The sequence below is a fragment of the Microbacterium californiense genome (assembly GCF_047246625.1).
In the GTDB taxonomy this organism is placed as follows: Bacteria; Actinomycetota; Actinomycetes; order Actinomycetales; family Microbacteriaceae; genus Microbacterium.
This window is the reverse complement of the sequence record NZ_JBFOKQ010000001.1, coordinates 1731432-1743020: the sequence shown is the minus strand read 5'-3', so window position 1 is coordinate 1743020 and position 11589 is coordinate 1731432. Positions and strand designations below refer to the sequence as shown.

The window sequence follows — 11589 nt, the reverse complement described above, 5'->3', positions numbered from 1 at the left end:
GTTCCCTCGTCAGGGATGGAGGGTCCGTACAACGGATTCCGAAACCTCTAGGACCTTGTCCACGGACTCATGCTCCCCGACGGATATGCGGATGCCGTCGCCGGAGAACGGACGGACCACGATGTCGCCGGCGACGAAGGCGGCGGCGATCTCGTCGGTGCGGTCGCCAGTGGGCAGCCAGACGAAGTTGCCCTGGGCGTCGGGCACGTCCCACCCCTGCGCGCGGAGTCCGTCGCGGAGCCGCGTGCGGCGTTCGACGATCTCCGCGACGCGCTCCAGCAGCTCGGTCTCGGCGTCGAGGCTGGCCATCGCGGCGTTCTCGGCGGCCGAGGTCACCGAGAGCGGGACGCCCGTGGTGCGGGCCGCGTCGAGGACCTTCTCGTGCCCGATGGCGTAGCCGACGCGGAGTCCGGCCAGGCCGTAGGCCTTGGAGAACGTGCGCAGCACCACGACGTTGGGGTGCCGCTCGAAGATGCGCTCGGCGAGACCGTCGACCGCGTCGGGAGCGCTGACGAACTCGGCGTACGCCTCGTCGAGGATGATCAGGATGTCGGACGGCACCCGCTCGACGAAGGCGGCGAACTCGTCGCTCGTGATGATCGGACCGGTGGGGTTGTTGGGGGTGCAGACGATGATGGCCCGGGTGCGATCGGTGACGGCATCCGCCATCGCGTCGAGGTCGTGACGCGCGTCGGAGGTGAGCGGAACCTGCACGCCCGTGGCGCCCGCGACCAGGGGAAGGCTCGGGTACGCCTCGAACGACCGCCAGGCGAAGACCACCTCGTCGGCGACCGAGGCCGTGGCGAGGATGAGCTGGTGCAGGATCGAGACGCTCCCGGCGGCGACGTGCACCTCGTCGGCGCTCACGCCGTAGCGCGCGCCGAGACGAGCGCGCAGCCGTGCCGCCGTCGCGTCGGGATAGCGGTTGATGGGAGTCGTGCCCTGCAGCGCCTCGACGACCGAGGGCAGGGGCTCGAACGGGTTCTCGTTGCTCGACAGCTTGAAGGCGTCGGGCCCCGCCTGCTTGCCCTGGCGGTACGGCGCGAGCGCGGCGATGGCGGGGCGGATGCGCGGGAGGATCGGGTCGGTCACGAGGTCGAGTCTACGAGCGCCGGTATTCCGTGTGGGGTCTTCCGGCGAGGCCGGTGGTATCATTTTGGTATGGCCATGACCGTGCGACTCCCCGAAGAGCTCGACTCTCAGTTCGCTGTGCTGGCCGCGCGGCGGCATACCTCGAAGCATGCCCTCATCATCGAAGCCGCCAGCCGCTTTCTTCGTGAGGAGATAACCGCTGAGGAGGCGGTGACAACCGCTCTGGGCGTCGCCGACCGCTACGCCGAGCTCTTGAAGAAGCTCGAAGACGCGTGACCCGCTTCATCGAGCTTCCGCATGCGATCGCAGTCCTCGATGCCCTCGGGCTGCACATCCGTGACGTGGGCCTGCTCTCGTCAGCACTAGCCCGTCCGGCGAGCTCCATGTTCGGGGTGGAGGCATACCCCCTGCTGGAGACGAAGGCCGCGGCCCTCCTCTCCTCCCTCAGCCAGAATCATCCCCTCTTCGATGGGAACAAGAGATTCTCTTGGGTCTTGACACTGACATTCCTCGAGATGAACGGCGTTGTCATCGACATGCCCACCGAGGCGGCCTTCGCGCTCATCCTCCGCACTGCGCAGAGCGATGCCGACCTGGCGGAGATCTCGGATGCACTGCGCGCCCACCGTCGGTCGTAGTGCCGCTCATCCCTGACAACGCGCGGCGGCCGTGTCAGACTGGGCGCATCATGCGCTTCATCATCAGAGTCGTCGTCAACGCCTTCTCCCTGTGGGTCGTCACGCTGATCCCCGTCTTGCAGGTGAGCGTCATCGCGTTCCCTCCCGGGGAGACCCTGCAGCTCGTGCTGACGCTGCTCGCGGTCGGCGCGATCTTCGCGCTGGTGAACACGATCATCGGCACGATCGTGAAGGTGCTCGCCTTCCCGCTGTACATCCTCACCTTCGGGCTCATCGGCTTCGTCATCAACGGCTTCCTGCTCTGGCTCACGGCCTGGTTCACGAGCGGCCTCGACTGGGGCCTGCGCGTCGAGCACTTCTGGTGGGGCGTCGTGGCCGCACTGGTGATCTCGATCATCAACGGCATCTTCGGATTCATCCTGCGCCCGCAGAGCAAGCGCTCCCGCCGCCGCGACTGAGGCGCGTCGCCTAGGCACGCGGCGCCGCAGAGTCGTCGCCCCTCGTCGGGGCGCTCGGCGCACCGCCGGCATCGGGTGCGTTCTTCACGGATGGCGTCTCGGGAGGGCAGTCGGCGGGCAGCGGATCGATCCGCTCGGCGTGATACTCGGTGGCCACGATCTCCTCAGCCGTGCCCAACTCGTCCCACAGATCGGCGAGCGCGTCGAGGCGGGGATCCCCGGAGGCCTCCACCTCCTCCGCCGTCTCGATGTACGACTCGAGCGTGTGCGTCTTCAGCCAGAGATCCTGGATGCCCGGGGCGGGGTCTCCGACGTCGGTGGCGGTGAAGCTGTCGGGAGAGCCGGTGCCGCCCGGGGATCCGCCCTGAGCCAGCGACGACACGATGTCATCGCTGTGCCGGAGCTGGACGAGCAGCTGGTCGTCGTCGAGCGTGGGCTCGACGGGACTGCCCGCGGTGATCTGCGCGCCGACCTCGAACGGGCTGTTCATGGCGAGTTCGGCCGCGATCATCCCCGCCTGCGAGTGGGCGACGATGTCGACCCGGTCGCCCGGCTTCGCGCCCGCCGCCTGGAGGGCGTTGACGGTGGCCTGGTGCGACGCCGACCGCTGCCCCATGTACATCTCGGCGTTCGACTTCATGTCCCACGGCTCCGCCCCGCCGTACAGCGCGGACTGCGTGCCCTTCACATAGGTCACGAACCGGCTGGTGCCGTCGGGCATCGCATAGCGCTCGACCCTCACCTGCGCGCCCTCGGACTTCGCGAAACGGCTCAGCGCCTCCGGAAGGGATCCCGGAGGTCCACTCGGCCTCGACGTGGCGACCTCGCGAACCGAGACGGGGTCGGCGACGCCGGTGAAGGGAGCTCCCGGCCTCACCACGCCGCGCCCGGAGAGCCGTCCGAGGACGACTCCCGTGAAAAACAGGTGCTCCCATGCACCGTTGCCGTCGAACTGGTCGTCGAGACCCTCGAACCGGCCGGAGTCCCACTCTTCCACGAGACCGTCGACGATCGTCTCGATCCGCTCATCCGAGGCCGCGATGCGGTCCGCGCGGCGGAGCAGCTCGGCCGCCGCGGCGCTGTCCTCGGTCGCGAGAGCGGTCGCCTGCGCCCGGAGCTCGACGACCTCGTAGGCGTCGGCCATGAGGAGGACGGCCGCCGCGGTGCTCTCGAGGTCTTCGCGCAGGCCCTCGACATGCATCACCGCCACGCCGAGGGTGGGGAGACTCGGCCAGTCCCGGCAGGCGGACGAGAAGGACAGCAGGGTGTGCGCCGTACTCGCCTTGCCCCAGGCGTCGGACAGCGAGTGGGCGACGCTCGCCACCTTCCTCCCCACGTCGCGGAGCACCTCGGTGTCGACCGAGATAGCCCCGCCGTAGCGGATCTCGAGGTCGTCGCTCATGCTGACGGCACCGCCCGCCAGGCGCTCTCGCACGAGCTGAGCTCGGACAGCGTCAGAGAGGTGCGGCTCCGATAGGCGCCGAGCACACCGAGCAGCGCGCGGAGGCCGTCGGACTGCCAGTCCGTCTGTTCGGGGAGCGGTGCGAGGACGGCGGAGGCGGTCACGGCGCAGTCGACCGCTGCGCCGATCGCGAGGCCCGCCTGCTGCCAGGCCCAATAGTCGTCGGAAGTCCAGTGATCGCTGGGGAAGGAGGAGTGCATGGATCGAGGATGGCGACGGCGGCCCCAAGTGCGCGGACGTGCCGGCACGAACGGTGCAACGTTCCCGCATTCGGGCGGAGGTGGAGGATCAGTGACCCCGGACTGTGCAGCGCCGCCCCGGAGCGGCACAATGGGATCTGTGACTGCCCCGGATCCCTTTCGTGTGATCTTCGTCTGCACGGGCAACATCTGCCGGTCACCCATGGCCGAGGTCGTATTCCGAGATCTCGCGGCGCACCAGGGACTCGGCCCCCGCATCGTCTCCCGCAGCGCCGGCACCGGCGACTGGCACCTCGGCGAACGCGCCGACCACCGCACGCTCGACGCCCTCGCCCGTCGCGGATACGACGGCGAACAGCACCGCGCACGGCAGTTCACGACGGCATCCTTCGCCGAGAACGACCTGGTTGTCGCGCTGGACCGCACCCACGAGCGCATCCTTCGCGAATGGGCCCGTGACGAGGACGAGGAGGGCAAGGTCACCCTCCTGCTCGGGTTCGACCCGGAGGCGTCGACGCACGACGTCCCCGACCCGTACTACGCCGGGCCCGAGATGTTCGATTCGGTGCTGGGTATGATCGAGAAGGCGACTCGGGGCCTGTTCCGCCAGCTCGAACCCGCCCTTCGCCTGCCCCGCACGTCCCGCATCTGACGGGGCCCGATCAGGAGGACTCCCCTGACTTTCCAGCCTTCGCTCCCGCCCCAGCCGCTGAGCCCGCTCGACGGCCGCTACCGCAGCGCCGTCACCGGGCTCGCCGACTTCCTCTCGGAGGCCGGGCTCAACCGCGCACGGGTCGAGGTCGAGGTCGAGTGGCTCATCGCCCTCACCGACCGCTCTCTCTTCGAGACGTCGCCGCTCAGCGACGCCGACAAGGACCGCCTTCGCGCGCTGTACCGCGACTTCGGACAGGACGAGATCGACTGGCTCGCCGAGAAGGAAGCCGTCACCCGCCACGACGTCAAGGCCATCGAGTACCTCGTGCGCGATCGCCTCTCGGCCCTCGGCCTCGACGCGATCGCGGAGCTCACGCACTTCGCCTGCACGAGCGAGGACATCAACTCCGTGTCGTACGCGCTCACGGTCAAGCGCGCGGTCGAGTCGGTCTGGCTGCCCGCGCTGGATGCCGTCATCGCGAAGCTCCGCGAGCTCGCCGTCGAGCACGCCGACGCCCCCATGCTGTCGCGCACCCACGGCCAGCCGGCGACGCCGTCGACCATGGGCAAGGAGATCGCCGTGTTCGCGTGGCGTCTGGAGCGCGTGCGCGGTCAGATCGCGGCATCCGACTACCTGGCGAAGTTCTCGGGCGCGACCGGCACCTGGTCCGCGCACCTCGCGGCCGACCCCGACGCCGACTGGCCGACCATCGCACGGGAGTACGTCGAGGGCCTGGGCCTCGGGTTCAACATCCTCACGACCCAGATCGAGTCGCACGACTGGCAGGTCGAGCTGTACGACCGGGTGCGTCACGCGGGCGGCATCCTGCACAATCTCGCCACCGACATCTGGACCTACATCTCGCTCGGCTACTTCGCGCAGATCCCGGTCGCGGGCGCGACGGGCTCGTCGACGATGCCGCACAAGATCAACCCGATCCGGTTCGAGAACGCCGAGGCGAACCTCGAGCTCTCGGGCGCACTGCTCGGCTCGCTCTCGCAGACCCTCGTGACCAGCCGCCTGCAGCGCGATCTCACCGACTCGACCACGCAGCGCAACATCGGCGTCGCGTTCGGGCACTCGCTGCTCGCCCTGGACAACCTGCGCCGCGGACTGACCGAGATCTCGCTCTCGCGCGACGTGCTCCTCACCGACCTCGACGGCAACTGGGAGGTGCTCGCCGAGGCGATCCAGACCGTCATCCGGGCCGAGGTCGTCGCCGGGCGCTCGAGCATCACCGACCCCTACGCACTGCTCAAGGAGCTCACGCGCGGGCACCGCGTCGGCGGCGCGGAGCTGGCCGAGTTCGTGCAGGGCCTGGAGATCGGCGATGCGGCCAAGCAGCGCCTGCTCGCGCTCACGCCCGCGAGCTACACGGGCATCGCGGAGCGCCTCGCCCGCTGATCCTCCGGATCACCCGGAACGCACCTCCACGCCGCGCGCGGGGGTGCGTTTCTGCGTGCGGCGCCGGTTCCCGACCGTCCGCGGCCCGTCAGTCCCGCGGTTCGCCGGAGTGCTCCTCGACGCGGTCCTTCGGCATGAAGACGGCGGCGACGAGCGTGAGGACGGCGGTGATCGCGGCGCCCACGAACACCCAGACCGAGGCGTCGATGATCGTGGCGGGGTCGTCGGGCCCGGCGCCCTGCGCGATCACCGCGTTCGAGATGGCGCCGAAGATCGCGACTCCGACCGCGCTCCCGGCGGAGCGGGCGAACGCGTTCATACCGGTGACGGCGCCTCGCTCGCCCCACCCGACCGAGGCCTGCGCCGCGATCAGGGTGGGGGCGGCGCTCCAGCCGAGCCCGAATCCGAGCACGAAAGCGATCGCCGCGATCGTGAACGGGCTGGGCCAGGGCGAGGCGATGGCGAGGGCGACGGCGGCCGCGGTCGTGATGCCCATGCCGATGAGGGCCGTGCGGCGGAACCCGATGCGCAGGTACAGCCGTCCGGCGTTGGCCGCGGCGATGGGCCAGCCGAGCGTCAGGGCGGCCACGGCGAGACCCGAGAGCAGCGGCGCGATGCCGATCGACCCCTCGAGGTATGCGGGGGCGAAGCTGGTGATGCCGGTCATGAGGGCGCCGATGCCCAGCGAGACGATCGTGGTCGTGAGGATCAGGCGGCGCGACGCGAGGCGCAGGTCGACGATCGGCTCGGCTGCCCGGCGCTCGACCGCGACGAAGGCCGCGAGCGCCAGCACTCCGAGCCCGAAACAGACCGCACTGGGCAGCGAGATCCAGTCCCAGGCGTTCCCGCCCTCCAGCATGCCGAGGATCAGACCGGTCAGGCCGACGGTGAGCAGCACGGCTCCGGCGTAGTCGATGCGGTGCCGCTGGGTCTGCTTCTCCTCGTGATACCGGCGCAGCAGCATCCACCCGGCGACGACGCACAGCGGGATGTTGACGAAGAAGATCCATCGCCAGGCGTCGAGCTGGGCGAACAGGCCGCCCAGCGCCGGTCCGACCACCGACGAGATCGCCCACACGCTCGCGATGTAGCCCTGCACCTTGGCGCGCTCGGCGACCGTGTAGATGTCGCCGACGATCGTCATCGACATCGGGGCGACGGCGCCCGCCCCGAGCCCCTGCACGACGCGGAACGCGATCAGGGCCGGCATGCTCCACGCCAGCCCGCACAGGATGGAGCCGAGCAGGAACAGGGCGATGCCGAGCAGGATGATGGGCTTGCGCCCCACCGTGTCGGCGAAGCGGGAGTATATCGGCACGCTCACGGCCTGGGCGAGCAGGTACACCGAGAACAGCCACGGGAACTGCTGATAGCTGCCGAGATCGCGGACGATGCTCGGCACGGCGGTCGCGAGGATCGTCGCGTCGATGGCGATGAGTCCCGTCGCGAGCATGAGCGCTCCGAGGACGGGACCGCGCTCCGAGCGGAGTCCGATGGCGGCACGGTCGATGGGGGTACTCACCACAGGGTCAAGCCGTCGGGCCCCGGGTCTATTCCACGCCGTCGGCCGGACCCTTGCGCTGCTCGCGCGGATCAGCGGCCTTCTCGGCCTCGGGGTCGTACAGCACCGGACGGTCGACGGTCTTCGTCACGTCGGCCGGGTCGACCGCGAGCATCAGCATCGCGAGCAGGAGGAGCGTCACGATGAAGACGCCGCCGCCCACGACCAGGCCCAGAGCCACCGGTGTCATGCCCTCGTAGGTGCCGTTCGCGATCGCCGTGTTGACCCGCAGCGTGAACGCCCCCGTCGAGACCAGGGTGACGACCGTCGCGAAGACCCCGCAGCCCAGCGCGATGGCCAGGAGGTGCAGGGGACGCAGGATGTCGCGCCGGCTCGGCTTCTGGTCGCTCATCGCACGTCTCCGCTCTCGATCGTCGCGGGCTCGTCGGCGACGGCATCCGCCTTCCTCGGGGTGAGCCCGGCGATGCCGAGGAACACCGCGACCAGGGCCGCGTAGCCGCCGAACATCCCCACGCCGAGGATGATGCCGGTGAGCTCGAACGTGCCGGCCTCGTCGATCGTGTACTGGTGGGTGAATCCCGCCGGGATCACCAGCAGCAGGATGCCGAGGAGGATGCCGAAGGCGCCGATCGTGATCGCATCCCGCGCCGTCGGATCGTTCGTACGGCGGGCACGGATGCCGGCGAGCAGCTCGACCGCTCCGGTCACGAGCGCCCACGACGACACGACGAGGAAGAACAGGTCGTTCGTGCGCCAGTCCGGGATACCAGTGACCATGCCCGCGGCGAAGCCGAGGAGGCCCAGCACCACGTACGGCCAGCGCGATGCCGCGGGGATCACCAGCCACACGGCGAGCAGCAGCACGAAGGCCGTCACGAAGACGAAGCCGCTGAAGACCGACAGTCCCACGGCAGCGGAGTGGTCGGACGAGAAAGTGATCATGACGGCGGCGGCCGCGGCGAACAGCGCGCGCAGCAGTTGCACGTGGCGCACGGTGAGAGCGCGGGCAGGGGCAGACATGACGATCCAGAGTCCTCCGGGGGTGTTCCCCCCAGTCTACGCGGGGGCACACGCGCCAGCCGACCGTGCTGTTCGCGGGGCCCGGCCGATCTCCCCAGATCGATCGCCGGGTCCCGCGATTAACGCAGCACGAGGTGCCCCTCGCTGCGCCGGTGTCTCGCCCAGGCCGGGCACCCTTCCTGCGTGAAGCACCGTTGCTCCGCCTCGGCATCCGATCCCCCGTGATGCCATCGTGCGGTCGTATGCTCACTGTAAAGGGCCGTGTTTCACATACCTGAGGGGGTCTGTGATGAGAAGAGACGGATCTCCGGAAGCGGGTCGCGAGTTCGCGGACGCCTTCCGAGACGCGGTCAATGCGCGGCGCGTGACGCTCTCCTGGGTGCAGGCCCGACTGCGTGCGCGCGGCAACCGGGTGTCGCTCGCGACGCTCAGCTACTGGCGCTCAGGCGCCCGTAGACCGGAGGGCGCCCAGTCGATCGCGGCGCTGGTCGACATCGAGGAACTCCTGGGTCTTCCGCCGGGGACGCTGACCGGACTCCTGGGCTCGTCGCACCGCACCGGCCCGCTCGGACCGAACCTCTTCCCGCTCGAACAGCACGTGATCGAGCGGTCCGTGCGCGACGCGTTCGCGGCGCTCGGAGCCGAGTACCCCGACACGTCCCGCGAGCTCACGACCCACTCGGTGACCGACGTCGACGCGCACGGCAACGTCTGCGGCACGCAGATCCGCAGCATCGTGCAGTCGACGATCGGGACGATCACCGCGATCCCGTTCCTCGAGCTGACGCCCGGCGTGCGCACTCCGCCCCCGACTTTCCGCGTCGACTCCGGCGGTCGCCGGGGCGCGCTCTACTCGCACCCGGACGGCGAGGTGCACGGGATGCTGTTCGAGCTCGACGCCCCACTCACCGCGCCGCAGACCGCCGTCGTCGAGTGGTCGGTGTCGTACCCGGAGGACTACCCGCCGACGCGGGAGACGGGCCACGCGGTCGCCCGGCAATGCCGCGAACTGCTCATCTGGACCCGCTTCCACCCCGACGCCGTGCCGGACTGGCTGGAGGAACGGGTCGACACGCCTCACGGCATGACCGCCGCACCGATCTCCCTGCGCGGCGGGACGTCGGTGCACCTGGTGCGCCGGGCGTTCGGCCCCGGGGCGCTGGTGCTGCGCTGGGGGTACGGCGACAGGGCGTGATCGCCGTACGTCTCCTCGCTCCGTGGTTCCTGAGCGAGCGCCCTTCGTCTCCTCGCTCCGCTCGTCGCTCAGGAACCGGGGGTGTGCTCAGGAACCGGGGGCGTCGCCGGTCGCCACGGGGCGGCCCGGGGTGTTCGACCACTGGCTCCAGGAGCCGGGGAAGACCTTCGCGGCGATCCCCACCTCGTCGAGCACGAGGGCCGTATGCGCCGCGGTCACCCCGGAGCCGCAGTACGCAGCCACCGGAGTCCCCTCCTGCACGCCGACGTCGGCCAAGGTCTCGCGGATCGTCGCGGGGTCGAGCAGCCGCCCCTCGGCGTCGAGGTGCAGCATGGTGGGCAGGTTCACGGCGCCCGGGATGTGACCGGCCGCGGGGTCGAGCGGTTCGGTCTCGCCGCGGTAGCGCTCCGGAGCGCGCACGTCGAGAAGCACGCCGGATGCCGGGAAGGCAGCCGCCTCATCGATCGACAGCGCGTCCGCCCCGATCTCCTGCAGCACGGCATCGCCCGGTTCGGGCGTGACGTCGTCGGTGTCGACCCGACGGCCGGTCGCGATCCATCCCGCGATCCCGCCGTCGAGCACGCGCGCATCGATCCCCGCCTGGCGCAGGAGCCACCACGCCCGGGCGGCGGCCAGGCCTCGGAAATCGTCGTAGGCGACGACGAGGTCGCCCTCATTCACCCCCCAGCGGCGCACGGCCGCCTGCAGAGTCTCGGTCGACGGAAGCGGGTGACGCCCGTCGGAGGGGGCGCCGTGGCTGGACAGCTCGGTGTCGAGCGGCACGTAGACGGCACCCGGCACGTGGCCCTGCCGGTACTCCGCGCGTCCGTCGGGCCGATCGAGGCGCCAGCGCACGTCGATCACCCGGACGGGAGCGCCCTGCTCCTGCAGATCGCCCAGTTCCTCCGCGCTCAAGAAGTTGCTCATGGTGCGAGGCTACCCAGTCGCAGACGGCATCCGATCCCCGCCGACACGGTTCGTCTCACGGCGTCGGATGCCGGCCGCGCGCCGCAGTAGGCTCGATGCGGCAGGCGACGAGAAAGGGCCGCGATGCCCACCCGTCTCCGCTGGATCCGCTTCAGCCGCCAGGAAGCCGCGCTGATCGCGATCACCGCCGTCTGGGGCAGCACCTTCCTGCTGGTGCACTGGGCGATGGAGCACTCCGGCCCCTGGTTCTTCGTGGGCCTGCGGTTCCTCATAGCCGGGCTGATCAGCGTGGTCGTGTTCCGGCGGGTGCTGCGCGGCATCCGCTGGCGCGACGTCGGCGCCGGTGCCGCGATCGGGGTGATGATCCACCTCGGCTACGGCTTGCAGACGGTCGGTCTGCAGACGATCGAGTCGAGCACCTCGGCCTTCATCACCGCGATGTACGTGCCGCTGGTGCCCCTCGCGCAGTGGGCCGTGTTCCGCAAGCGCCCGCCCGCGATGGCGTTCGTCGGGGCGGGACTGGCCTTCGTCGGCCTGCTCCTCATCGCCGGTCCGGACGCGTTCTCCCTCACCCTCGGCTCGGGAGAGATCGCCACCATGATCAGCACGCTGCCCATCGCCGCCGAGATCATCCTCATCAGCGTCTTCGCAGGGCGGATCGACCTGGGGCGCATCACGGTCGTGCAGCTGCTCACCGCCGGCATCCTCGGTCTGCTGACCATGCCGATCGTGGGCGAGGGCGTCCCCGAATTCTCGTGGATCTGGGTCGGCTGCGCGGTCGGCCTGGGCGTGGCCAGCTGCCTCATCCAGCTCACGATGAACTGGGCGCAGAAGTCGGTGTCTCCCACGCGCGCGACCATCATCTACGCCGGCGAGCCCGTGTGGGCGGGCATCGTCGGCCGCATCGCCGGCGAGCGTCTTCCCGTGCTTGCCCTCGTCGGCGGCGCCCTCGTGGTGCTCGGGACCCTCGCGAGCGAACTGAAGATCGTGCGCCGGTCGCGTCGGGAATAGACGTG

The 11589-nt window shown here is 70.1% G+C and carries 14 protein-coding genes; 7 read left to right on the top strand and 7 right to left on the bottom strand.

Annotation, left to right across the window (positions count from 1 at the left end; genetic code table 11):
* Positions 1-9: 9 nt before the first annotated feature.
* Complete coding sequence (locus tag AB3M82_RS08280; RefSeq protein WP_412956983.1) at positions 10-1092, bottom strand: histidinol-phosphate transaminase; 1083 nt, start codon at positions 1090-1092, stop codon at positions 10-12.
* Positions 1093-1161: 69 nt separating this feature from the next.
* Between AB3M82_RS08280 and AB3M82_RS08275 the strand changes: the two genes are divergently transcribed.
* The 3 genes from AB3M82_RS08275 to AB3M82_RS08265 are packed head-to-tail and all read left to right on the top strand — an operon-like array spanning position 1162 to position 2188.
* Positions 1162-1368 carry a ribbon-helix-helix protein, CopG family gene (locus AB3M82_RS08275; protein WP_412956980.1) on the top strand — a complete coding sequence of 69 codons (207 nt, stop codon included), beginning with the start codon at positions 1162-1164 and terminating at the stop codon, positions 1366-1368.
* The gene (locus tag AB3M82_RS08270) at positions 1365-1730 is read left to right on the top strand and encodes a type II toxin-antitoxin system death-on-curing family toxin (RefSeq protein ID WP_412956979.1); all 366 of its coding nucleotides are present in this window, start codon (positions 1365-1367) and stop codon (positions 1728-1730) included. The genes AB3M82_RS08275 and AB3M82_RS08270 overlap by 4 nt, the downstream gene beginning before the upstream one ends.
* A gap of 50 nt (positions 1731-1780) precedes the next feature.
* Entirely contained in the window at positions 1781-2188 is a 408-nt protein-coding gene (locus AB3M82_RS08265) for a phage holin family protein (RefSeq protein ID WP_412956977.1), read from the top strand.
* A 10-nt stretch (positions 2189-2198) separates the two neighbouring features.
* Here the strand turns inward: AB3M82_RS08265 and AB3M82_RS08260 are convergent, their stop codons facing one another.
* Both AB3M82_RS08260 and AB3M82_RS08255 read right to left on the bottom strand, forming a co-directional pair.
* On the bottom strand, positions 2199-3590 hold the full coding sequence (locus AB3M82_RS08260; protein WP_412956974.1) for a hypothetical protein: 1392 nt from the start codon (positions 3588-3590) through the stop codon (positions 2199-2201).
* Positions 3587-3850 carry a hypothetical protein gene (locus AB3M82_RS08255; RefSeq protein ID WP_412956972.1) on the bottom strand — a complete coding sequence of 88 codons (264 nt, stop codon included), beginning with the start codon at positions 3848-3850 and terminating at the stop codon, positions 3587-3589. The genes AB3M82_RS08260 and AB3M82_RS08255 overlap by 4 nt, the downstream gene beginning before the upstream one ends.
* A 130-nt stretch (positions 3851-3980) precedes the next feature.
* Here AB3M82_RS08255 and AB3M82_RS08250 point away from each other — a divergent pair, with 130 nt between their 5' ends.
* Both AB3M82_RS08250 and purB read left to right on the top strand, forming a co-directional pair.
* On the top strand, positions 3981-4502 hold the full coding sequence (locus tag AB3M82_RS08250) for a low molecular weight protein-tyrosine-phosphatase (RefSeq protein ID WP_489672249.1): 522 nt from the start codon (positions 3981-3983) through the stop codon (positions 4500-4502).
* A 24-nt stretch (positions 4503-4526) separates the two neighbouring features.
* Positions 4527-5909 (top strand): adenylosuccinate lyase, encoded by a 1383-nt coding sequence (gene purB, locus AB3M82_RS08245; RefSeq protein WP_412958024.1) that lies wholly within the window; start codon positions 4527-4529, stop codon positions 5907-5909.
* An 88-nt stretch (positions 5910-5997) separates the two neighbouring features.
* Here the strand turns inward: purB and AB3M82_RS08240 are convergent, their stop codons facing one another.
* The 3 genes from AB3M82_RS08240 to AB3M82_RS08230 all read right to left on the bottom strand — a co-directional run bounded on the left by AB3M82_RS08240 (position 5998) and on the right by AB3M82_RS08230 (position 8451).
* On the bottom strand, positions 5998-7362 hold the full coding sequence (locus AB3M82_RS08240) for an MFS transporter (protein ID WP_412958023.1): 1365 nt from the start codon (positions 7360-7362) through the stop codon (positions 5998-6000).
* Between the two features lie 97 nt (positions 7363-7459).
* Positions 7460-7822 carry a hypothetical protein gene (locus AB3M82_RS08235; protein WP_412956970.1) on the bottom strand — a complete coding sequence of 121 codons (363 nt, stop codon included), beginning with the start codon at positions 7820-7822 and terminating at the stop codon, positions 7460-7462.
* Positions 7819-8451, bottom strand: a complete 633-nt coding sequence (locus AB3M82_RS08230; RefSeq protein ID WP_412956968.1) for an acyl-CoA synthetase — start codon at positions 8449-8451, stop codon at positions 7819-7821. Before AB3M82_RS08230 ends, AB3M82_RS08235 begins: the two co-directional genes overlap by 4 nt.
* 364 nt (positions 8452-8815) lie before the next feature.
* Between AB3M82_RS08230 and AB3M82_RS08225 the strand changes: the two genes are divergently transcribed.
* Positions 8816-9646, top strand: coding sequence for a hypothetical protein (locus AB3M82_RS08225; RefSeq protein ID WP_412956966.1), 831 nt, complete (start codon positions 8816-8818; stop codon positions 9644-9646).
* An 87-nt stretch (positions 9647-9733) separates the two neighbouring features.
* Here the strand turns inward: AB3M82_RS08225 and AB3M82_RS08220 are convergent, their stop codons facing one another.
* A complete protein-coding gene (locus AB3M82_RS08220; RefSeq protein ID WP_412956964.1) occupies positions 9734-10573 on the bottom strand; it encodes a sulfurtransferase in 840 nt (279 codons plus the stop codon).
* A 123-nt stretch (positions 10574-10696) separates the two neighbouring features.
* Between AB3M82_RS08220 and AB3M82_RS08215 the strand changes: the two genes are divergently transcribed.
* Positions 10697-11584: a DMT family transporter gene (locus AB3M82_RS08215; RefSeq protein ID WP_412956962.1), complete on the top strand. Its 888-nt coding sequence runs from the start codon at positions 10697-10699 to the stop codon at positions 11582-11584.
* Positions 11585-11589: the final 5 nt, after the last annotated feature.

Excerpts from the sequence above, each read along its gene's own strand:
- AB3M82_RS08275 (WP_412956980.1), top strand. The coding sequence starts at position 1,162 with ATGGCCATGACCGTGCGACTCCCCGAAGAGCTCGACTCTCAGTTCGCT.
- AB3M82_RS08265 (WP_412956977.1), top strand. The coding sequence starts at position 1,781 with ATGCGCTTCATCATCAGAGTCGTCGTCAACGCCTTCTCCCTGTGGGTC.
- AB3M82_RS08260 (WP_412956974.1), bottom strand. The coding sequence starts at position 3,590 with ATGAGCGACGACCTCGAGATCCGCTACGGCGGGGCTATCTCGGTCGAC.
- AB3M82_RS08255 (WP_412956972.1), bottom strand. The coding sequence starts at position 3,850 with ATGCACTCCTCCTTCCCCAGCGATCACTGGACTTCCGACGACTATTGG.
- AB3M82_RS08250 (WP_489672249.1), top strand. The coding sequence starts at position 3,981 with ATGGGATCTGTGACTGCCCCGGATCCCTTTCGTGTGATCTTCGTCTGC.
- AB3M82_RS08240 (WP_412958023.1), bottom strand. The coding sequence starts at position 7,362 with ATGCTCGCGACGGGACTCATCGCCATCGACGCGACGATCCTCGCGACC.
- AB3M82_RS08235 (WP_412956970.1), bottom strand. The coding sequence starts at position 7,822 with ATGAGCGACCAGAAGCCGAGCCGGCGCGACATCCTGCGTCCCCTGCAC.
- AB3M82_RS08230 (WP_412956968.1), bottom strand. The coding sequence starts at position 8,451 with ATGTCTGCCCCTGCCCGCGCTCTCACCGTGCGCCACGTGCAACTGCTG.
- AB3M82_RS08220 (WP_412956964.1), bottom strand. The coding sequence starts at position 10,573 with ATGAGCAACTTCTTGAGCGCGGAGGAACTGGGCGATCTGCAGGAGCAG.
- AB3M82_RS08215 (WP_412956962.1), top strand. The coding sequence starts at position 10,697 with ATGCCCACCCGTCTCCGCTGGATCCGCTTCAGCCGCCAGGAAGCCGCG.